Source organism: Solirubrobacter phytolaccae (assembly GCF_027587195.1).
Taxonomy (GTDB): Bacteria; Actinomycetota; Thermoleophilia; order Solirubrobacterales; family Solirubrobacteraceae; genus Solirubrobacter; species Solirubrobacter phytolaccae.
Genome location: NZ_JAPDDP010000062.1, coordinates 26580 through 47163, shown reverse-complemented (window position 1 = coordinate 47163; position 20584 = coordinate 26580). Strand labels below are relative to the sequence as shown.

Here is a 20584-nt window from a genome sequence, read left to right as displayed (position 1 = left end):
GACTTGCCCGCGCAGCCGGGGACGCCCGGCCAGCCGGGCCAGGCGTCCGCGCCCGGGCAGCCGGCCCAGCCGGGCGCCGCCGCGCAGCCCGGCCAGTCGTCGGCGCCAGGACAACCCGCCCAGCCCGGCGGCACTGCGACGCAAGGACAGCCGGCCCAGCCGGGCGCCAACGCGGCGCCGGGGCAGACCGCCCAGCCCGGCGCCCCCGCGACGCCGGGTCAGCCCGCTCAGCCGGGCGGCAATCTGGCGCCGGGGCAGCTCACCCAACCGGGGGGGAACGCCGGAACGTCGGCGCCCGCCCCCGGCCAGCCCGCGCAGCCCGGGGCCGCCGCACAGCCCGCTCCCGGTACGTCTGCCGCACCCGCGCCCGCCCAGGCCGACGGCACCGCGCCGCCGAAGCCCGAGGCGGGGCCGGCCCAGCCCCAGGTCGCGCAGCCGCAGCCGCAGGTGCTCGCCCAACCGACGCCGCAGATGCCGTTCCAGCCGCGCGTGGAGGTGGAGGAGCCGCCGTCGCGTCAGGTCGGCGCGGACGGCGAGCCCGCGAACGTGGTCCTGCTCACGTTCACCTCGCCCACGCTGGGCAAGTTGGACCTGCGCCTGGAGCTCCGCGGGGAACGTTTCCTGGCCGAGGTGACGACCCCCGCGGGCCGCCCCCACCAACTGGCCAGCGTTGCTTCTGAGCGTTTGCGTGCCAACTTGGAAGGAGTTGGTTTAGAGGCGACGGTAAACGTCCGACCGCGACACAACCCGCTGGATCTTTATGCCTGAGCGCGACGTCATCGCGGCCCTGCAGTACACCGGCGACGGCGCGCCGAAAGTCGTCGCCGCCGGCCGGGGATTGGTCGCCGCGCAGATACTCGAGCGCGCACACGAGGCGGGGGTGCCCGTGCACCGGGACCCCGAGCTCGCGTCGGCGCTGACGGAGCTCGCGCTCGGACAAGAGATTCCGGAGCAGATGTGGACGGCTGTTGCCCAGGTGCTGGCCTGGGCGTACGGACTGTCCGAAAAGCGTCCTACTCCAAATCGGTGATGAAGAAACTCCGGCGAGCGCCCGATACAGACTGCGTCCGTCAGTCCGTTTCGCCCTCTTAGGAGTCCCCTACTCGCCATGAAGTCAACGACGTCCTCAGGCAGTCGCCGCCGCGTCAGCGCGGAGGATGCCCTCGCGCTCTGGCGTGAGTACAAGGAGACCGGATCGCTCACGGTCCGCAATCGCCTGGTGATGACCTACGCACCGCTGGTCAAGTACATCGTCTTCAAGAAGGTGCGCGAGCTGCCCGCTCGTTGCGAGGTCGAGGACTTCATCTCGTGTGGCCTCGAGGCGCTCATCGCCTCGATCGATCGCTACGACCCGGAGAAGGGCGCGACGCTCGAGCAGTTCGCGTGGACCCGCATCCACGGCGCCGTGCTCGACGAGCTGCGTCGCCAGGACTGGGCGCCGCGCTCGCTGCGCCGCTGGGAGCGCGACATCGCTCGCGCCCGTGATCAATTCACGACGATCCAGGGCCGTCGCCCGACCCGTGAGGAGCTCGCCGACGCGCTCTCGATCACGGTCGAGGAGCTGCGCCGCCGCGAGGACGACATCTCCGTCTCCGACGTCACGTCGCTGAACACGCTCGTGATCTCCGACGACGAGACCACCGTCGAGCGCATCGACACGCTCGCCGACGGCGACTCCAAGGCCGACCCGGAGCACCAGGCCGCCAACTCGGAGGCCAAGGCGAAGTTCCGCCGTGCGTTCGACAACCTGCCCCAGCGCGAGCGCGAAGTCGCCGTGCTGCTCTACGTCAAGAACCTCACGCTGCGCGAGATCGGGGAGGTCATGGGCGTCTCCGAGAGCCGGATCTGCCAGATCCACTCCCAGCTCAAGCGCACGCTCAAGCAGCAGCTGTCCGACGACGCGGTGCTGTTCTCCGCGGTGGGCTAAAGGATCTCCGGCACCCGCCGACTACCGGGTCTGAGATGACACTCCAGATCGGTCGCTTCGTTCCCTACCAGCAGCTGCCCGCGGTGCCCCCCGCGGCGCCGGCCGCTGCGGTTGAGCCGAGCCCCCAGGTGGCGGCTCAGCATCACCGGGGAGTGGTTGAGACCGGGACGATCGTCGGCGACGTTCCCCCGGCCCCCACCCCGGAAGCCCGCGAGCTTGTGGCCAAGGCTGCTGAGGTCGTGGAGGCGCTGCACAAGAACAACCGCGAGCTGCACTTCACGCGGGACGAGGACACGAACCGGGTGATCATCCAGGTGCGCGACCTCGAAGGCAACGTGATCAAGACCATTCCGCCCTCGAAGGCCCTGGACGTCCTGTCCGGCGGCGAGCTGTAAGGAGCCCCGAAGATGGCTATCTCTCTAAGCGGCATGGCGTCGGGCCTTGATACCGACTCGATCATCACGCAGCTCATGCAGATCGAGCAGACCAAGGTCACGGCCGTACAGAAACGCCAGGTCTCGGTCACGCAGCACCAGACCGACCTGAAGGCGATCAAGACCAAGCTCGACGCCGTCAAGACGGCGGCCGCCGACTTGCAGGCCGCGTCGCTGTGGAAGCCCGCCCAGGCGACCGCCTCTTCGGACGCGACGAAGGTCGACGTCTCGGTGCTCGGCGGTGCCGGCATCGGCGGTCACACGATCCAGGTCAACAAGCTCGCGTCCTCCGCGCAGCACGGCTTCACGTTCGACCCGCAGACGACCGCCGGCACGCTCAGCTTCTACTACGGCAACGACCCGAACGCCGCGGGCGCGTCGAAGATCGACATCCCGGTCGCCGCGAACGCCACCGCCACCGACGTCGCGACGCTGATCAACGCGAACGACAAGGCTCCGGTGTACGCCGCGGTCGTGAAGGAGAACGGCACCGAGCGGCTCGTCTTCTCCTCGCGCAAGACCGGCGAGAACTCCAACTTCACCGTCGACACCTCGGCGCTCGCCGACGCGAGCAAGATGACCGAGCTCGCGAGCTTCAAGCGCGAGGGCACGATCCTCAACGCCGACGTCGTCGTCGACGGCCAGCAGCTCAACCCCGAGACCAACGTGCTCGAGGCCGCGGTCCCGGGCCTGCGCATGACGCTCAAGGGCGTCACGACCAGCCCGGTGTCGGTCACCACGACGCAGCCCGCGGTCGACAGCGACGCGATCGCGAAGAAGATCACGGCGCTCGTGGACGCCTACAACGCGGTCGTCACCTCGACCCGCGCCGAGCTGACCGAGAAGCGCGTCCCGACCGCGAACACGACGGCCGACCTGCAGAAGGGCCAGCTGTTCGGCGACACGGGCATGACGTCGATGCTCAACTCGCTCAAGAGCACGATGACCAAGACGCTCTCGGGCCTCGGACTCACGGGCCTGAAGGACCTCGGCATCGACGTGCCCAAGGCCGGCACCAACGCGGCCGACGCCCGCGCCGGCAAGCTCACGATCGACACCGAGAAGCTCAAGACCGCGATCGCCAACGACTACACCAAGGTCAAGGAGCTCTTCGCCGGCCAGGGCGCGACCAAGGGCCTGTCCGCGGTGATCTCCGACTACGTCGGAACCCAGACCGGCACCAACGGCGTCCTCACGAGCCGCATCAGCGGCGACGACAAGACCCTGACGGGCTTCAACGACCAGATCACGAAGCTCAACACGCGCATGGAAACCGAGCAGAAGCGCCTGAAGGCGCAGTTCGCGGCCATGGAAACGGCGCTGAACACCTCGCAGACGCAGCAGGCCTGGCTCACGAGCCAGATCGCCACGCTCGGCTGATGAGCCTCAAGAACCACGTGTTCGCACCGAATACCCGATCGATCCCTCCCTCCTCCCCCTCCCCTCCGACTCACCAGGAGCCTCCCTCAGTGGCTACTTACGCCGCCAGCAGCCCGACGGCCCAGTACAAGCAGCAGAGCATCCTCACGGCCCCTCCTGGGCGGCTCGTGGTCATGCTCTACGACGGGTGCCTTCGCTTCCTGTTCCAGGCCGCCTACGCGATGCGCGAGGGCGACAAGACCAACTCGCAGGACCGCATGCGCCGCGCCGAGGCGATCATCGACGAGCTCACGGTCACCCTCGACCACGAGCGCGGCGGTGAAGTCGCCGCGCGCCTGCAGGGCATCTACGCGTTCTGCCGCCGGCACCTGATCGAGGCCTCCCTCGAGCGCAACCCGGCCAAGATCGAGGAAGTCTCCGAGCTCCTCACCGAGCTGCGTGACGCCTGGGCCGAGATCGCCGACGCCCCGCGGCCGACGGCATGAGCGTCGAGGCCCAGCCCTGGGCCGACCTCGTCGCGCTCGCCGAGCATGAGCGCGACCTCGTTCGCGACGGCCGCTGGGACGAGGTCCCCGCGGTCGCCGAGCAGCGCCTGAGCGCCGCCACGGCGCTCGGCAACCCGCCCGCGACGGCCCGCCCGCACCTCGAGCGCCTGGTCGAGCTCCAGGCCGAGATCCACTCCGGCCTCTCGGTCGGACGCGCGTTCACGATGCAGAAGCTCGGCGGCATGAACCGCAAGATGACCGCCTTCCGCGGCTATGCGGGGCCACCGCCCCCGCAGCAGCACGACCTCGTCAATCGCAGCGCTTGACCTTCGGCCCGCCCTCGGCGGGCCGACGCGATTAATCAGGTCCAAGCCCTAAAGGCGTTCGTTCAGCACGCCGATAGAGGGAGTGCGCACCAAGGATGGAGCGCGTGAGGTCCAAGGACGGACCGCCCCCCTCTTCCCTCCAGGAGATTCCGTCCCTCGTGCTGATCGATACCACACAGCTGGCGCTTGAGCGCAGCATTTCGGGCGCTGCCCAGCGCCACGAAGCGCTTGCCGCCAACCTCGCCAATGCTTCGACGCCCGGCTACCGCCGCGTCGACGTGGATTTCCACGGCGCGCTCTCCGCGGCCCTGGGCACCGGCGACAAGAACACCGTCGAGCACACCACGTTCACGACGCAGGCCGATCAGGCAGTCGGTGTGACGCAGGCCGACGGCAACTCCGTCGACGTCGACGCCGAGTCGGCCAAGCTCGCGGCCAACGCGCTCGAGCAGCAGGCCGCCGTCTCCGTGCTGAAGGCGCGCACGGCGATCATCCGCTCGGCTCTGGGTGTTGCCTGATGAGCATGTTCGGCGGCATGGAGATCTCGGGCTCTGCGCTCACCGCGCAGCGCCTGCGGATGAATGTGACGGCGGAGAACATCGCCAACGCTGAGACGACCAAGGGCGCCGACGGCAATCCGTACCGGCGCAAGGAAGTCACGCTGCAGTCCGTCGGCCAGTCCGGCGCGTTCGGCTCGCAGCTCTCCCGTGCGATGGGCACCTCGGGCGTCGCGCCCGGCGGGGTTCAGGTCACGGCCATCAACGAGGACACGACGAACGGGAAGCTCGTCTACGACCCCGGCCACCCCGACGCGAACGAAGAGGGGTACCTGCGCATGCCGAACGTCGACACGGTCACCGAGATGGTGGACCTGATCGACGCGCAGCGCGCGTATGAAGCCAACGTCACCGCCATGACGGCCGCCAAGCAGATGTTTGCCAAGACCCTGGAGATCCTCCGCTAATGACCATCGATCCGACTTCCGCCATCTCGGGCGCCAGCTCGATCGGTTCCATCGGTTCCATCGGCTCGATCAGCAAGCCGCCGACCGCCACCGAGGGTGGCTCGGGCTTCGGCTCGATGCTCGGCGACGCGATCCAGGGGCTGCAGAACACGCAGACCGAGGCCGCCGGCGCCGCGCAGGACCTCGCCACGGGCAAGGCCACCGACCCGACCGCCGTGGTCATGGCCGTCGAGCGCGCGCAGCTCTCGATGCAGATGGCCAGCCAGATCCGCACGAAGGCCGTCGAGGCCGTCCAGACCATCTTCCAGACGCAGGTCTGATCTAAGTCATGCCGCCTTTCGTTCAGAACATCCTCGCCCTCCCCGCCAAGACCAAGGCGATCCTCGGTGTGTCGGCCTTCGCCATCCTGGCGATCGCCTTCCTGCTGCTCAAGATCGCCACGGCGCCGGCGTACTCGACGATCGCGTCGGGCCTCGATCCCGCCCAGACGGGCAAGATCACGGCCGCGCTCGACGAGCAGGGCATCGCCTACGAGCTCCAGAACAACGGCACGGCGCTCGCGGTGCAGAAGGCCTCCATGGCGCAGGCGCGCATCGCGCTCGCCTCGCAGGGTGTCGAGGCTTCGGGTGGCGGCACGCAGCCGGGCTACGAGCTGCTCGACGAGAGCAAGCTCGGCGCCTCGCAGTTCCAGCAGCAGGTCACCTACCAGCGTGCGCTGGAGGGTGAGGTCGGCAAGTCGCTCAAGTCGGTCTCGGGGGTCTCCAACCCGCAGGTCCAGATCGTGATGCCGCAGGACGACCTCTTCCAGGACCAGGCCTCGCCGGCCACCGCCTCGGTCATGCTCGGCAACACCGCCGACGCGCTGGCGCCCGGCGCCGTGCGCGGCATGGCGCAGACCGTGGCCTCCTCCGTGAAGGGCCTCAAGACCGAGAACGTGACGATCACCGACTCGACCGGCGCGATCCTGTGGCCGTCCGACGAGGTCGGCGGCGCCGGCGGCAGCTCCAAGCAGTCCGCCGAGGCGCGCTTCGCCCGTCAGAAGGAAGCAGCCATCAACGCGATGCTCGCCTCCACGCTCGGCCCGAACAAGGCCAAGGTCACGGTCAACGCCGACCTCAACGTCGACGACACGACCGAGAAGTCCGAGACCTACGGCGCCAACGTCGTCCCGGGGACCGAGACCACCGAGAAGGAGGAGATGCAGGGCGCGGGCGCCGGCAACGCGGGTGGCGACACCGGCACGGCCAACAACGTCCCGACCTACTCCGACAACGAGGACGCCGGCAACGGCAACGGCGCGGGGAGCTACAGCAAGGAGAGCACCACCCGCGGCAACCTCGTCAACAAGAAGATCACCGAGACCAAGAAGGCCCCGGGCGAGGTCAACAAGATGAACGTCGCCCTGATCCTGGACAAGTCGGTCCCGGCCGATGTGGCCACCGCCCTCAAGAACACGGTCGCGACCGCCGCCGGCATCGACACGCAGCGCGGCGACACGATCACCTCCACGCAGTTCGCCTTCGCCAAGGCGGAGACGCCCAAGGCGGGCCCGGTGCCCACCACGCTGCTCGGTCCGCTCAAGTGGGTCGGCCTCGGCCTCGCGGCGCTGATCTTCCTCTTCTTCATGACGCGCGGCATGCGCAAGCGCGAGAACGAGAACCTCACCCCGGCCTGGATGACCGAGATCTCCGAGCCCGTCTCCCTGGCCCAGCTCGAAGCGGGCGCCGGCCAGAACTTCACCCTCGACAACGCCGCCACGGCCATGCTGCCGCCGCGCAGCCCGGACGCCAGCATGCATCAGCTCGACCAGCTGATGGAGCGCGAGCCCGAGCGCGTCGCCGCGCAGGTCAAGGCCTGGATGGCGGAGGACTAGTCAGATGGCCGCGCTGAGAGACCTCGAGAAGCCGGAGATCACGGCTTCCTCCCTCAAGGGCATCCAGAAGGCCGCCGCCCTGCTCGTCGCCATCGGCGAGCAGCGGGCGGGCGAGATCTTCAAGTACCTCGGCGAGACCGAGGTGGAGGCCCTCTCCCTGGAGCTCGCCAAGGCCCAGAAGATCCCGACCGAGGTGTGCCGTGACGTGATCACGGAAGCCGTCGAGTCGGTCCTCGCCGAGGACTACCTCGCCGAGGGTGGCGTGGACTACGCCCGCAGCGTGCTCATGCGCTCGCTGGGCGAGGATCGCGCGGAGGAGATCATCGGCCGCCTCGCGGCGACGATCGAGCGCCGCCCGTTCGAGTTCCTGCGCCGCACGCCGGCCGAGCAGATCGTGGTCTTCCTGCGCAACGAGTCGCCGCAGACGATCGCGCTGGTCGTCTCGAACCTGCACACGATGCTCGCGGCCCAGGTGCTGTCGGACATCGACCCGGAGATCCAGGCCGACGTGGCCCTGCGGATCGCGCTGATGGCCGAGACCCGGCCGGAGGTCGTCTCGCACGTCGAGACCGTCATGCGCTCGCGTCTGTCGGCCGTCGGCTCGCAGGAGTACGCGGCCGCCGGTGGCGTCAAGTCCCTGGCCGACATCCTCAACAGCTCCGACCGGACGACCGAGCGCAACGTGCTCGACGAGCTGGCCAAGGCCGACGGCGAGCTGGCCGAGGAGATCCGCCTCCTGCTGTTCACCTTCGAGGATGTCGTCAAGCTCGACGACCGCTCGATCCAGATGGTGCTCAAGGAGGTCGACCAGAAGGACCTCGCGATCGCACTTCGTGGCGTCAACGACGAAGTTGCGGGCAAGATCTTCGGGAACATGTCCGAACGTGGCGCCGAGCTCCTCAAGGAGGAGATCCAGTTCCAGCCGCCGCAGCGCAAGCGTGTGGTGGAAGAGGCCCAGGGCCGCATCGTGGGTGTCGTCCGGCGTCTCGAAGAGGCCGGCGCCATCGTCATCTCCCGCGGTGGCGGGTCCGGCGACGACGCGCTGGTGTAGTCATGGGCTTCGTCGCTGAATACGACTTCGAGACGCTCGACCCGATCCAGCCGGCGATGTCGCCGGTCGATCAGGCCGCCGCCGTCATGGACGTGCTGGCCGAGGCTCGCGCCGAGGCCGACCAGATCCGCCGCCAGGCCCTCGAGGAGGGCTACGCGGCCGGTCGCCACGAGGCGCTCGAGGCGCTCGCTCCCGCGCTCGCCGCGCTGGGTGCGGCCACCGAGGAGGTGCGTGCCGCGCAGGCGGACACCGCTTCCGAGCTCGAGCTCCGCGCGGTCGAGCTGGGCATGGCGCTCGCTTCGAAGGTGCTCGCCGGTGCGCTGTCGGTCGAGCCCGAGCGGGTGTTGGACTCCGTCCAGGGCGCGCTGCGCGGGATCGTCGAGCGTGAGCGGGTCATCGTCATGGTCAACCCGGAGGATCTCGAGATCGTCCAGGGCGCGGCCGAGGAGCTCAAGGCCACGCTCGGCGGCATCGACCACTGCGTTATCGAGGCTGAGCGGCGCGTCGGCCGCGGCGGGTGCATCGTGCGCACGCCCGTGGGTGACGTGGACGCGCGCATCGAGACCAAGCTCGAGCGCGCCAGCGAAGTCGTCGCGGCCGCGCTCGGCAAGTCTTCGCCCGGCAAGCCGGCCGCGAAGTCGGCTGCCAAGTCGGCCTAAAGCCTCCCGCTGCGCCGCCGATAAGACCTCAGATGTTCTCGCTGATGGAGAGCGCGCTCGACGCGGTCGGCGCTGCCGACGAAGACCTGCTTGACGAGGCCACGCTCGCGATCCGCGAGGCGGACCTGCATCGTCGTACCGGCCGTGTGATCGACCTGATCGGCCTGATCACCGAGGCCACGGGCCTCGAGGCCGAGGTCGGCGAGGTGTGCATGATCGAGACCGGCCGTGGCCGCGCCACGGTGCCGGCCGAGGTCGTCGGCTTCCGCCAGGGCCGCACGCTGCTGATGCCGCTCGGCGAGCCCAAGGGCATCGGCCCGGGCTCGAAGGTCGTCGCCACCGGCCAGCCCTTGAAGGTCGACGTCAGCGACGCCCTGCTGGGTCGCGCGCTCGACGGCCTCGGGAACCCGCTCGACGGCAAGGGCCCGATCGATCACTCCAAGTGGTACCCGGCCGAGCAGTCGCCGCCGGACCCGCTCTCGCGTCCGCGCATCCATGAGCGCGTGTCGCTCGGCGTGCGGTCCTTGGATGCGTTCGTGCCCTGCGGGCGCGGCCAGCGCATCGGCATCTTCGCCGGCTCCGGCGTGGGTAAGTCGTCGCTGCTGGGCATGATCGCCCGGTCGACCTCGGAGGAGATCAACGTGATCTGCCTGGTCGGCGAGCGTGGTCGAGAGGTGCTCGAGTTCATGCAGCGCGACCTCGGCGAAGAGGGCCTCGCGCGGAGCGTCGTCGTCTGCGCCACGTCCGACCAGCCGGCGCTCGTGCGTCTGAAGGCCGCGTTCACGGCCACCGCGATCGCGGAGTACTTCCGCGACCAGGGCAAGAACGTGATGATGATGATGGACTCCGTCACGCGCTTCGCCATGGCCCAGCGTGAAGTCGGCCTGGCCATCGGCGAGCCGCCCGCCACGCGCGGCTACACCCCGTCCGTCTTCGCGATGCTCCCGAAGCTGCTCGAGCGCACCGGCACCTCGCCGAGCGGGTCGATCACCGCGCTCTACACCGTGCTCGTCGACGGCGACGACATGAACGAGCCGATCGCCGACGCCGTCCGAGGCATCCTCGACGGCCACATCGTGCTCTCGCGCCACCTCGCCCACGCCGGTCACTACCCGGCCGTGGACGTCCTCGCCAGCGTCTCCCGTCTCGTCACCGAGATCACGACCCCCGACGTGCGCGCGGCCGGCAACGAGGTCCGCAAGCTCATGGCCACCTACAAGGAAAAGGCCGACCTCATCTCGATCGGCGCCTACCAGCCCGGCTCGGACCCCCAGATCGACGCGGCCATCGAGGCCCGCGGCCCGATCGACGGCTTCCTCAAGCAGCTCTCCAGCGAGCCCTCCTCGGCCGAGTCCGCCGACGCGACCCTGGCCCAGCTCGCCCAGCTCTCCGGCACATGGGAGGCGCCCGTGGTCACCGGCTACGTCGTCGACCCGGCCGGCGGCAACGGCGGCATGCCGCTGCACAACGCGATTCCGCCGTTGCACATTCCGAGCTGACGCTCGGCAACGGCAACGGCTGACCGCACCGTCGGGCGCCTGCAGTGATCCGTCAGTTGACCCCCCTCAGGGGCGTCAAGTGACGGATGACCCCACGAGGGGGTGTTCGGCCCTCGCGAATCGCCCGACGGGAACGCAACGCGTTCCACAGTCCGGGGAACCCGGCTCATTGGCACATGAGCGCACCCGCCCCGACGGGTCAAGCGGGCTCGCCGCGAAGCGCGAGTTTGCTTGACGCGGCGGCAGTGGGTGTGCTCGCCGTTCAGGCCGCGAGCGGCGCGGTGTAGCCCTGGCGTGTGTAGGCCAGCGGCATCGTCGCTCCGCGTACGGCGCGTTTGACCGCGCCGATCACGAGCACGTGGTCGCCTGCCGCGTGCACGCGTTCGACCTCGCACTCGAAGCGTGCCGCCGCGCCGTGCAGGCGCGGCAGGCCGCCGCCGGAGACTGGCCACCAGTATCGGGCGGCGAACGTCGGCTCGACGCCGCGGAAGGTCTCGGCCAGGTCCGCCTGGTGGTCGCCGAGCACGTTGGCGGCGAACTCGCCGCGGGTCTGGATCGCGGTGGCGAGCGCGGGCGTGACGGTGACGAGCAGCAGCGGCGGTTCGTCGGAGAGTGAGCTCAAGCCGGTGACGGTCTCGCCGAACGGGCGGCCGGCGACGCGGGTGGTGACGATGGTCACGCCGGTCACGGTCGCGTTGAGGGCTTGGCGGTAGGAGCGGGACATGGGGAGGGTGCAAGTGGAGCGGATGGCGGCCAACGGCCAGTAGGTGTCCGGTAAACGGCTGGCAGGCGTTTACCGTGAGCCGGTAGCTTGCGGCCGTGGACTTCCGGCTGCTGGGACCGCTCGAGGTGGTGGATGGTGGGGGCGCGCCGCTCAAGCTGGGCGGGCGCAAGCCGCGGGCGTTGCTGGCGCGGCTCGCGCTGGACGCGGGGCGCACGGTGTCGGTGGACCAGCTGGTGGACGACCTGTGGGGCGACGAGGTCCCGGAGTCGGCGGTGAAGATGGTCCACATCCACGTGTCCGCGCTGCGCAAGGCGTTGCCGCCGGGGACGCTGCACACGCGGTCGCCGGGGTACGCGCTGGAGCTGCCGGAGGAGGCGCTGGACCTGGACCGGTTCGAGCGACTGCGGCGCGCCGGCCGGCAGGCGCTGGATCACGGTGACGCGGGCACCGCGGCCGACCGGTTCGCGGCCGCGCTCGACCTGTGGCGCGGACCGGCGCTCGCCGAGTTCAACGAGCCGTTCGCGATCGTGGAGTCCGCGCACCTGCGCGAGCGACTGCAGGTGTGCGTGGAGGACCGGGTCGACGCGGACCTCGCGCTCGGTCGGCACGCGGACCTCGTCGGCGAGCTCGAGAGCCACGTGGCCGCGAACCCGCTGCGGGAACGGCTGCGCGCGCAGCTGATGGTCGCGCTCTACCGCTCGGGCCGTGAGGCCGACGCGCTCGCCGTCTACCACGCCTACCGGGACACGCTGAACGAGCAGCTCGGGCTGGAGCCGTCCGCGCGGATGCGGGAGCTCGAACGCCGGATCCTGCGCCAGGACGCCACGCTCGACGGCCGCACCGAGACGTCCGAGGAGGCCGTGGCGCTCAAGGTCGAGCCGATCCGCTACGTGCAGAGCGTCGGCGGCTACTCGATCGCCTACCAGGTGGTCGGCGACGGCCCGCTGGACATCATCTTCGTCCACGGCTTCATCTGCTCGTTCCAGCCGGGCTGGGAGTGGCCGGCGCTCGCGTCCTTCTACCGCGGGCTCGCGAAGCTCGGGCGGCTGATCCTGTTCGACAAGCGCGGCACCGGCCTCAGCGACCGCGTGCTCGGGATCGCCTCGCTCGAGGAGCGGATGGACGACGTGCGCGCGGTGATGGACGCGGTCGGCGCGGAACGTGCGGTGGTCGTCGGCGTCAGCGAGGGCGGCCCGATGTGCACGCTGTTCGCGGCCACGCACCCGGACCGCACGCAGGCACTGGTCACGCTCGGCGCGTACGCGCGGCGCAACTGGGCGCCCGACTACCCGATCGGCCGCCGCGCGGAGCAGGACGGCTGGCTGCGTCCAACCGCCGAGCAGTGGGGCCGCTACGCCACCGAGCGGTTCCTGCAGGAGCGCGCGCCGTCGATCGCCACCGACGAGGCCGCGATCGACTGGTACACGTCCTACCTCGTGCGCGGCGCGTCGCCCGCGGCGGTGTCGGCGATCACCGACATGAACGAGGAGATCGACGTCCGCCACGCGCTCGGCACCGTCCGCGTCCCGTCGCTCGTCGTCTACCGGGCGCAGGAGTACCTGCGCGAGGCGAGCCGCTACATGGGCGCGCGGCTCCCCGGCGCGCACGTCGTCGAGGCGCCCGGCTCCGACCACCTGCCGTGGGAAGGCGACCAGGGCGCGGTGCTGGAGGCGATCGAGCACTTCCTCACCGACCTGCGCGCCCAGCACGCCGAGCCGAACCTGATCCTCACGACCGTGCTCGAGGCCGACGTCCCGGAGCCGGACCTCGCGGTCGCGCGCTCGGCGCTCGCCCGCTTCCGCGGCCAGCCGCTCGACGCACCGCCCGGTCGCTTCCGCGCGAGCTTCGACGGGCCCGCGCGCGCCGTCCGCTGCGCGTCCGCGCTGGCCGAGGCGATCCCGCACCTGCGCGCGGGCGTGCACACGGGCGAGTGCGAGCTCGTGGACGGGCGCCTGACCGGGCCCGCGCTGGAGATAACCGCGGGCGTGGCGCGCGCGGCGGCGGCGGGGGAGATCCTCGCCACGTCGACCGTGCAGGACCTCGTCGCCGGCAGCGGGATCGAGTTCTCCGAGCGCGGCGCGGTCGAGCTGCCGCTGGCGGGCGCGTCCCGCGAGTGGCGCTTGTTCACGGTCGAGCGGTAGCTACCAGTCGTTTACCCGGCGGTATAGCGCCGCCCAACCGTGACGCGATGCACTGCCCGTATGGCGCAGATGATCTCCACGATCCGCAACGGCGTCGACACGCAGCAGCTGTTCGCCACGATCGACGCGATCCGTGAGCAGCCGGCCCTCGGCGCGTTCACCTTCCGCGCCACCAACCGCTGGATCAACGGCGCCCACAACCGCTCGCGGATGCAGGGCTTCTACGGCGCGGGCCGGGAGGACGACAGCCGCCGCGAGGCGTTCGTCGTCGACTCGGGCGAGCCGACGGTGCTGCTCGGCACCGACACGGGGCCGAGCGCGATCGAGTACCTGCTGCACGCGGTCGTGGCCTGCCTGACGACGACGATCGCCTACTGCGCGGCGGCGCGCAAGATCCGCCTGACCGAGATCGAGTCCACGATCGAGGCGGACATGGACGTGCGCGGGTGCTTCGGCGTCGACGACGACGTCCGCAACGGCACCTCGCAGATTCGCGTCACCGTGCGGGTCGCGGGCGACGCGTCCGCCGATCGGCTCCGCACGCTCGTCGAGCGCGCCCAGGAGCGCTCCGCGGTGCTCGACATGATCACCAACGGCGTCGCGCTGACCGTCGAGAGCGTCACGGAGTAGCCCAGCCGCGCACGCGTCCGGCGCCGCCGAAGCGGTGGCGCACGGCGCTGACCTCGCGGCCGCGGACGACGAGCCAGTGGTCGGCGCCCGGCCAGGCGGCGAGCAGCGAGCGGCCGTCGGGCGACCACTCGAGGTTGCGCAGCCGGCCCGGCGCGCTGAGCACCGTCTCCCCGTTGACCCGCACGCTCGTGCGGCCGTCGTGGAAGACCGCGAGCGCGAGCCGCCGGCCGAACGCCGCGGCGACGATCTTCCCGTCCACGCGCACGCGCGCGCGAGCGCCCGTCACGACGTCATGGATCGTGCCGTCGCGCCGGCCCGCGACGAGCAGCCGCCGCCCGTCGGACGACCACGCGAGCTGCCGCACCTGGCTCGACCGGAAGGACCACAGGACCTTGGCGGTGTCGGCGTCCTCGACCGTGACCGTCCCGTCGTAGCCGGCCCAGGCCAGGGTGCGCGGATGGCCCGGGCGCCAGGCGGGAGCTACGGGCGCCATCATCCGGCCCGCGAGCACGTCGTGGGTGCCGTTGCCGTACACGATCCGCAGCGCGGTCCCGGCCCGGTAGGCGACGTGCAGCCCGCCCGGCGCCCAGCGCGGGAACCGCACCTGCTCAGCGTGGACGAGCTTCCAGCGCACCGTGCCGTCGGTGGGGTCGAGCGCGGCCAGCGTGTTCGCGTTCGCGGCGGCGACGTAGAGCCCGCGTGGCGACCACGTCGCGTCGCGCCAATGCCCGAGGGACGTCCGCCGTCCACGCGCGACGACGAACAGCTCGTCGCCCTCGGTGACGAGCACGCGGCCCGAGAGCGCCGCCGGGGCCGCGGTCGGCGCCGGCGTGGGCGCGGCGAAGACGTCGCGCACCCGCTCGCGCACCTCCCGCGCGGGCTGCGTGTCCCGGGCCGAGAAGACCACGGCCGCGACCGCGCACGCCACGACCGCCCACACGAGCGCGGCGCGCGGCGCCCGCCGCGGCGAGCGCTGGCCGTGCGCGGTGAGCACCGTCCGGCGCGCTCGCTCACGCGCGCCGACCGCGTCGGGCACGTCGGCCTCGCGCAGCGCGCGCTCGAGCTCGTCCCGGTTCACGCCGGGCCCTCGTCCAGCGCGACCGCGAGCGCGTCGAGGGCCCTGCGCAGGCGCGAGTTCACCGTGCCGCGCGGGAGCTCGAGCATCGCCGCGATCTCGCCCGGCGTGTAGCCGAGCAGGTGGCGCAGGACGACGACGGCGCGGTGCTCGGGACCCAAAGCGGCCAGCGCGGCCACGACGTCCTCACCGATCCCGCCGTCTTCGGCGCTCGCGACCGGCTCGAGCACCGCGTCCGCGGGCGTCTCCGGGCGCAGCGCTCGCGCGCGGGACCAGTCGATCGCGCGGTTGACGGCGATCCGGTGCAGCCACGGGCCGAGCGGACGGCGGCGGTCGAACCGGTCCAGCGAGCGCAGCGCGGACAGGAACGCCTCCTGCGCGATGTCCTCCGCGGCGGCCGCGTCGCGCACGACCAGCCAGGCCGCGCGATGCGCCGCGCCCCAGTGGCGGCGGAACAGCTCGTCGATCGCCTCCGTGGAGCCGGCCTGCGCCGCCCGGACGAGCGTCGCGTCCGTCCGGCGGCTCAGCGGCCGCCCCACGCGTACCCACCCCGCGACGGCGTCCTGCACGGCGTGCTCCTCGGTCGACACGGCAACCCTACTCCCGCCCGACCCAGGAGAAGCCGGCCGAGCGGGCGCTCACCTCCGCCCAGGCGATGTCCCGCGCGCTCGCGTGCGCGCGCGCGAAGATCCGGAAGGACACGCGGTAGCCGCGGAAGCTCAGCCCCGCGCGACGGCGCGCGTCGAACGCGAGCGGCGCGCGGCCCGCCGGGAACGCCGGTGAGGCCTTGCCGCGCCGGTGCTCGCGCACGCGCAGCACGACCGAGCCGGAGGGGTTCGCGAGCCGGTACAGCACGCGCGGACGCGGCACGCCGCGCTGCACGCGCAGCGCGCGCACGGACCAGCCGGGCGGCACCCGGATCGAGTCCGCGGTGCCGGAGCGGGCGGTGCGCCAGCCCGCCGGCGGCGGGGGAGGGGGAACGCGCTCGACGACGAGCGTGTCCAGCAGCGCGGCCGCCTCGCGCCGTCGCGCCACCCCGGCCTCGCGTCCGAGCAGCACCTGCGCCGACAGCGCGCGTCCCTGCTCCTGCCAGTGGACGACGGCGCCATGGCCGAGGCACTCGACCGACTGCGGGCGGCCGATCACGAACCGGGCGGGCCGCTGCGGCAGCCGCGCGAGCGCGCGGGGCGTGATGTCGCGGCTCTCGACGAGCCACACCACGGCGCCGTCGGCCGGCAGCCGCCGCTGCGCGGTGTCCGGTGAGCACCCGTCGTCGCGCTCGGTCTGCCGCAGCGGGAACGTCGCGGCGGCGAGCTGGGGGGCCGGTTCGATCACGGCGGTGGACCGCGGCTCGACGGCCTGCCAGCCGGCCGGCAGCGTCCACGAGAGCCCGGCGAACAGCGCGGCGGTGAGGAGGTGCACACGACTCCTACGGTGAGCGTTCAGTAAGAAGTCCCGAGGCGGCCTTCAGGTCCTGACCCCATTTGCCGATAGGAGGTTTCGTGGAGACACCCTCCTTCACGTTCCGACTCGAACGGGTCCGGGACATTCGAGAGCGCGCCGAGGACCAGGCCCGCGAAGCCCTCACGCATGAGATCCGCCGTCGCGACGAAGGCCGGATGCTGCTCGACGAGGCCCGCGCTGAAGTCCGCAAGGCCTGCGACCTCAACCGCGCCTCCCTGTCCGGCGGCCAGCTGACCACCGCGCTGAACCTGCGCGCGATCCAGGGCTACGTCGAGCGCGCGGAGCAGCTCCAGACCAGCGCCGCGCTCGAGCTCTCCAGCCGCGAGGCCGAGGTCCAGGTCAAGCGCCAGCACCTCGCCGCCGCCGCTCGTGATCGCCAGGCCATCGACAAGCTCAAAGAGCGCCAGCTCGCCGAGCACAACGCCGAATGGGCCCGCAAGAGCCAGAACACGCTCGACGAGCTCGCGCTCGCCGTCCACCGCCGAGGAGCACTTGCCGCATGAGCATCGAAGTCGCGATCAGCCGCATGAGCCAGATCCAGGCCATGCTGGCGGCGCAGAGCCCGATGCCGGCGCAGCAGGCGAAGCCCGCGGCGTTCTCGGCCGCGCTCGCCACGGCGCAGGCCGGGACCGGCGCCGGCGCGAACACGAACTTCGCCGCGCTGGCATCGACCGCGCCGGCGACCGCGACGACCGCCGCCGCGGCCACGGGCGCGTCCGAGCTGCCCGCGGGCACGCCGTACGCCGCTGAGATCACCGCCGCCGCGAAGGCCAACGGCGTCGACCCGGCGCTGCTCGCCGGCCTCGTCAAGCAGGAGTCCGGCTTCAAGCCCGACGCGGGCTCACCCGCCGGCGCTCGCGGTCTGACGCAGCTCATGCCCGCCACCGCGGCCGGCCTGGGCGTGCAGAACGTGCTCGACCCGGTCCAGAACCTCAACGGTGGCGCCAAGTACCTCAAGCAGCAGCTGGACGCGTTCGGCGGCGACATCGCCAAGGCGCTCGCCGCCTACAACGCCGGTCCCGGCGCCGTGAAGCGCTTCGGCGGCATCCCGCCGTACGCCGAGACCCAGAACTACGTGCGGATCGTGCAGCAGAACGCGGCGTCGTTCCGCACCGCGTCTGCTCCCGCTGCCGCCGCCGCTCCGTCCGCCACGCCGTACTCGCCCTCCAACCAGCCCTCCGAGATCTGAGGCCGATGACCACAGACCGCCCAACCGCGCCGCGTCCCGTCGCGCTCAACCGCCCGGCTGCCGCGCCGCACGGCCGTCAGCCGGACGCTCCGGCCGACGCGTTCTCCGCGCTGCTCGGCGCCGCCGGTCCGCGCACCGACGACGCCCCGCGCTCTGAGCCGCGTGGCCGCCGCGACGACGGTCCGCGCCCCGACCGGCGTGACGACGTCAAGGCCAAGCCGGCCTCGGACGACCAGCCCAAGGCCGTCGACGCGCCGAAGGACGAGCCGATCGCCGAGGAGCCGACCGAGCCCAAGCCGCGCCTGGTCACCCCGGACATCTTCGCGCTGCAGCTCGCCAGCCCGCTGCCGACCACGCCCGCCCTGCCGACCACGCCCGTCACCGGCGTCCCGGCCGAGGGTGAGAGTCAGGTCGCGCAGCCCACGCTGCCGACGTTCACGCAGGCCAACCTCGCGCTCACGGGCCAGACGACCATCGTCGATCCCGCCGCTGCCGCCCAGGGCGAGCCGGTGACGACTCCGCCCGCCCCCGCCGCCCCGCCGACTCCCGCCGCCGGTACCCCCGGCGGCATCCCGCTGCCGCTGCTGACGGGCCTCACGCCCGCCTCGCAGGCGGACGTCTCGGCGATCGAGCTCCCGGCCACGCCGCCGGCGCCGGCCCCGGCCGACGCCGCGACGGCTGCGCCCCAGCCCGACGCCACCGTCGCGCTCCCGAACGCCGGCGAGCAGACCTCGTCCGACCCGGGCCAGCAGCAGAACCCGCAGTCCTCGTCGCAGAACGCCGCGACCACGCTGCAGGCCAAGCCGACCGACGGGCCGCCCGCGCCGACCACCGCGCAGCCGCTCACCCCGACCGCGCCGGTCGTCCAGGTCGCGCCGACCAGCCAGCCCGTCGCCACCGAGCGTGCGGTGCCGCTGTACCGCGCGCCCGAGACCGCCGCCGCGATGATCAAGATCGCGGCCGACCGGGGCATCACGCACGCGAAGCTGAGCCTCCGGCCGGCCGAGCTCGGTGGCATCGAGGTGCGCCTGAAGACGACGCCGCAGGGCGTCACGGCGCTGCTCGTCGCCGACTCCGCCGAGGCGGCCAAGCTGCTCACGCAGACGGCCGACGACCTGCGCCGCGACCTCGCGGACCGCAACGTGAACCTGCTCTCGCTGGACGTCTCGACGCAGCAGCAGTACCAGGAGCAGCAGCAGGCCGGTCAGGCCCAGGCGGACATCTTCGGCGACGACTACCTGCCGGGTGGCGCGCAGCGCCTGCGCGTTGGTCTGCAGGGTGACGAAGGACTTGCGGAAACCGCTGCATCTGCCGACACGACTCTTGTCCTCCCTAACGGCGTGCTCGTCGACGTCCTTGCCTGATCCGGAGATCAACCCCTCTTCATGACCGCTATCAACGCCACGTCCACCGCCGCCGCGACGGACTCGACGCACACGGCGGCCACCAAGGCCACCAACACGGCGAGCCTGACGAACCCCAAGGCCTCGATGGACAAGGACGGCTTCCTGAAGCTGTTCGTCGCCCAGCTCACGCACCAGGACCCGACCAGCCCGATGGACACCAACGACTCCATCGCGCAGATGGCCTCGTTCTCCATGGTCGAGGGCGTCAACAACCTGCAGTCGACGAACGTGCAGATCGCCTCGGCGCTCTCGACGTCGTCCGCCGTCGGCCTGATCGGCCGCACGGTCTCCTACGTCGACGACAAGGGCGACCTCCAGACCGGCAAGGTCGATCGCGTCTCAACCACCAAGGACGGCCAGGCCCACCTGACCGTCGGTGGCAAGCCGGGCATCGACCCGTCGAAGATCGCCGAAGTCTCCGCGTAACCCCGCGCCCTTCCCCTCCAAGCTAGAAACCTCCAAGGAGCACCCCCTCTCATGATGCGAGGCATGTTTTCCGCGATCAGCGGTCTGAAGCAGCACCAGGTCATGCTGGATGTCACCGCCAATGACATCGCCAACGTCAACACGATCGGCTACAAGTCCGCTCGTGTCACGTTCCAGGACAGCTTGAACCAGCTTCAGCGCGGCGCGGCCGGCGCGAACACCGCGACGGGCGGCACCAACGCCGCCCAGGTCGGTCTCGGCGTCAAGCTCGGCTCGATCGACAACCTGATGGGCACGGGTACGGCCCAGACGACGGGCAGCCCGCTCGACGTCTCGATCACCGGCGAAGGCTTCTTCCAGATCGGCGAGGGCAACCCGAACGGCGCCGCGAACGCGCCGATCGACGCGCGCACCTACACGCGCTCGGGCAACTTCTCGGTCTCGACCCAGGGCTACCTGACCAACTCGGCCGGCCAGTACGTCGTCGGCTACCAGCTGGACCCGGGCACGGGCAACCCGATCACGACCGGCGTCGCGATCAAGATCCCGGACGACGCGTCCAACGTGGCCATCGACACCAACGGTGGCGTCTCGTGGGTCGACAACGGCACGGGCCTGCGCACCACGGGCTACCGCCTCACGCTCGCCAACTTCGCGAACGCCTCCGGCCTCGAGCGCGTGGGCGGCAACTCGTGGGCCGTCTCCGCCAACTCCGGCAACAAGACCGTGAACACGCCGGGCGAGGGTGGCGCCGCCCCCCTGAACCCGGGCACGCTCGAGATGTCGAACGTGGACCTCTCGCAGACGTTCACGAACATGATCACCGCCCAGCGTGGCTTCCAGGCCAACTCCCGCGTCATCTCGACCGCCGACGAGATGCTCCAGGACTTGGTGAACCTGAAGCGCTAACGCCCTCGAAGGGACTGGTCCC

At 71.4% G+C, this 20584-nt stretch carries 24 protein-coding genes and 1 pseudogene; 21 read left to right on the top strand and 4 right to left on the bottom strand.

The window, feature by feature from the left end:
* The 14 genes and pseudogenes from OJ997_RS26400 to OJ997_RS26335 form a co-directional block, all read left to right on the top strand.
* Positions 1-768, top strand: a pseudogene (locus OJ997_RS26400) (hypothetical protein); the annotation flags it as partial.
* Positions 761-1030 carry an EscU/YscU/HrcU family type III secretion system export apparatus switch protein gene (locus tag OJ997_RS26395; protein WP_270028288.1) on the top strand — a complete coding sequence of 90 codons (270 nt, stop codon included), beginning with the start codon at positions 761-763 and terminating at the stop codon, positions 1028-1030. The pseudogene OJ997_RS26400 and the gene OJ997_RS26395, both read left to right, overlap by 8 nt.
* Positions 1031-1108: 78 nt before the next feature.
* Positions 1109-1927 carry a sigma-70 family RNA polymerase sigma factor gene (locus OJ997_RS26390; protein WP_270028287.1) on the top strand — a complete coding sequence of 273 codons (819 nt, stop codon included), beginning with the start codon at positions 1109-1111 and terminating at the stop codon, positions 1925-1927.
* Between the two features lie 152 nt (positions 1928-2079).
* Positions 2080-2322 (top strand): flagellar protein FlaG, encoded by a 243-nt coding sequence (locus tag OJ997_RS26385; protein WP_270028286.1) that lies wholly within the window; start codon positions 2080-2082, stop codon positions 2320-2322.
* 12 nt (positions 2323-2334) lie between these two features.
* Complete coding sequence (gene fliD, locus OJ997_RS26380) at positions 2335-3741, top strand: flagellar filament capping protein FliD (protein ID WP_270028285.1); 1407 nt, start codon at positions 2335-2337, stop codon at positions 3739-3741.
* 89 nt (positions 3742-3830) lie between these two features.
* A complete protein-coding gene (gene fliS, locus OJ997_RS26375; protein ID WP_270028284.1) occupies positions 3831-4226 on the top strand; it encodes a flagellar export chaperone FliS in 396 nt (131 codons plus the stop codon).
* A complete protein-coding gene (locus OJ997_RS26370) occupies positions 4223-4552 on the top strand; it encodes a hypothetical protein (protein ID WP_270028283.1) in 330 nt (109 codons plus the stop codon). Before fliS ends, OJ997_RS26370 begins: the two co-directional genes overlap by 4 nt.
* 158 nt (positions 4553-4710) lie before the next feature.
* Complete coding sequence (flgB, locus tag OJ997_RS26365) at positions 4711-5070, top strand: flagellar basal body rod protein FlgB (RefSeq protein ID WP_270028282.1); 360 nt, start codon at positions 4711-4713, stop codon at positions 5068-5070.
* Complete coding sequence (flgC, locus tag OJ997_RS26360; RefSeq protein ID WP_270028281.1) at positions 5070-5516, top strand: flagellar basal body rod protein FlgC; 447 nt, start codon at positions 5070-5072, stop codon at positions 5514-5516. The genes flgB and flgC overlap by 1 nt, the downstream gene beginning before the upstream one ends.
* On the top strand, positions 5516-5836 hold the full coding sequence (gene fliE / locus OJ997_RS26355) for a flagellar hook-basal body complex protein FliE (RefSeq protein ID WP_270028280.1): 321 nt from the start codon (positions 5516-5518) through the stop codon (positions 5834-5836). The genes flgC and fliE overlap by 1 nt, the downstream gene beginning before the upstream one ends.
* An 8-nt stretch (positions 5837-5844) precedes the next feature.
* On the top strand, positions 5845-7389 hold the full coding sequence (gene fliF, locus OJ997_RS26350; protein WP_270028279.1) for a flagellar basal-body MS-ring/collar protein FliF: 1545 nt from the start codon (positions 5845-5847) through the stop codon (positions 7387-7389).
* 4 nt (positions 7390-7393) lie between these two features.
* Complete coding sequence (gene fliG, locus OJ997_RS26345; RefSeq protein WP_270028278.1) at positions 7394-8440, top strand: flagellar motor switch protein FliG; 1047 nt, start codon at positions 7394-7396, stop codon at positions 8438-8440.
* A 2-nt stretch (positions 8441-8442) separates the two neighbouring features.
* Entirely contained in the window at positions 8443-9099 is a 657-nt protein-coding gene (locus OJ997_RS26340; RefSeq protein WP_270028277.1) for a FliH/SctL family protein, read from the top strand.
* Positions 9100-9143: 44 nt separating this feature from the next.
* The gene (locus OJ997_RS26335; RefSeq protein WP_270028276.1) at positions 9144-10598 is read left to right on the top strand and encodes a FliI/YscN family ATPase; all 1455 of its coding nucleotides are present in this window, start codon (positions 9144-9146) and stop codon (positions 10596-10598) included.
* Positions 10599-10860: 262 nt separating this feature from the next.
* On the opposite strand, the gene OJ997_RS26330 is transcribed toward OJ997_RS26335, so the two are convergent.
* Positions 10861-11322 carry a flavin reductase family protein gene (locus tag OJ997_RS26330; RefSeq protein WP_270028275.1) on the bottom strand — a complete coding sequence of 154 codons (462 nt, stop codon included), beginning with the start codon at positions 11320-11322 and terminating at the stop codon, positions 10861-10863.
* A gap of 95 nt (positions 11323-11417) precedes the next feature.
* Here OJ997_RS26330 and OJ997_RS26325 point away from each other — a divergent pair, with 95 nt between their 5' ends.
* The gene (locus OJ997_RS26325; RefSeq protein ID WP_270028274.1) at positions 11418-13463 is read left to right on the top strand and encodes an alpha/beta fold hydrolase; all 2046 of its coding nucleotides are present in this window, start codon (positions 11418-11420) and stop codon (positions 13461-13463) included.
* Positions 13464-13523: 60 nt separating this feature from the next.
* The gene (locus tag OJ997_RS26320) at positions 13524-14093 is read left to right on the top strand and encodes an OsmC family protein (protein WP_270028273.1); all 570 of its coding nucleotides are present in this window, start codon (positions 13524-13526) and stop codon (positions 14091-14093) included.
* On the opposite strand, the gene OJ997_RS26315 is transcribed toward OJ997_RS26320, so the two are convergent.
* Genes OJ997_RS26315 through OJ997_RS26305 form a run of 3 tightly spaced genes read right to left on the bottom strand, consistent with a single transcriptional unit; the run spans position 14083 to position 16590 of the window.
* Positions 14083-15171, bottom strand: a complete 1089-nt coding sequence (locus tag OJ997_RS26315) for a WD40 repeat domain-containing protein (RefSeq protein WP_270028272.1) — start codon at positions 15169-15171, stop codon at positions 14083-14085. The two genes, OJ997_RS26320 and OJ997_RS26315, sit on opposite strands and share 11 nt — an antisense overlap.
* The gene (locus OJ997_RS26310) at positions 15168-15758 is read right to left on the bottom strand and encodes an RNA polymerase sigma factor (protein WP_270028271.1); all 591 of its coding nucleotides are present in this window, start codon (positions 15756-15758) and stop codon (positions 15168-15170) included. Before OJ997_RS26310 ends, OJ997_RS26315 begins: the two co-directional genes overlap by 4 nt.
* Positions 15759-15765: 7 nt before the next feature.
* Positions 15766-16590, bottom strand: coding sequence for a hypothetical protein (locus OJ997_RS26305; protein WP_270028270.1), 825 nt, complete (start codon positions 16588-16590; stop codon positions 15766-15768).
* Positions 16591-16670: 80 nt separating this feature from the next.
* Between OJ997_RS26305 and fliJ the strand changes: the two genes are divergently transcribed.
* The 5 genes from fliJ to OJ997_RS26280 all read left to right on the top strand — a co-directional run bounded on the left by fliJ (position 16671) and on the right by OJ997_RS26280 (position 20562).
* Positions 16671-17135 carry a flagellar export protein FliJ gene (fliJ, locus tag OJ997_RS26300; protein ID WP_270028269.1) on the top strand — a complete coding sequence of 155 codons (465 nt, stop codon included), beginning with the start codon at positions 16671-16673 and terminating at the stop codon, positions 17133-17135.
* Complete coding sequence (locus tag OJ997_RS26295) at positions 17132-17821, top strand: lytic transglycosylase domain-containing protein (protein WP_270028268.1); 690 nt, start codon at positions 17132-17134, stop codon at positions 17819-17821. The genes fliJ and OJ997_RS26295 overlap by 4 nt, the downstream gene beginning before the upstream one ends.
* Positions 17822-17826: 5 nt before the next feature.
* Entirely contained in the window at positions 17827-19185 is a 1359-nt protein-coding gene (locus OJ997_RS26290; RefSeq protein ID WP_270028267.1) for a flagellar hook-length control protein FliK, read from the top strand.
* A 21-nt stretch (positions 19186-19206) separates the two neighbouring features.
* Positions 19207-19653 (top strand): flagellar hook assembly protein FlgD, encoded by a 447-nt coding sequence (locus tag OJ997_RS26285; RefSeq protein ID WP_270028266.1) that lies wholly within the window; start codon positions 19207-19209, stop codon positions 19651-19653.
* A 63-nt stretch (positions 19654-19716) separates the two neighbouring features.
* Positions 19717-20562 (top strand): flagellar hook-basal body complex protein, encoded by an 846-nt coding sequence (locus tag OJ997_RS26280; RefSeq protein WP_270028265.1) that lies wholly within the window; start codon positions 19717-19719, stop codon positions 20560-20562.
* The last annotated feature ends 22 nt before the right edge of the window (positions 20563-20584 follow it).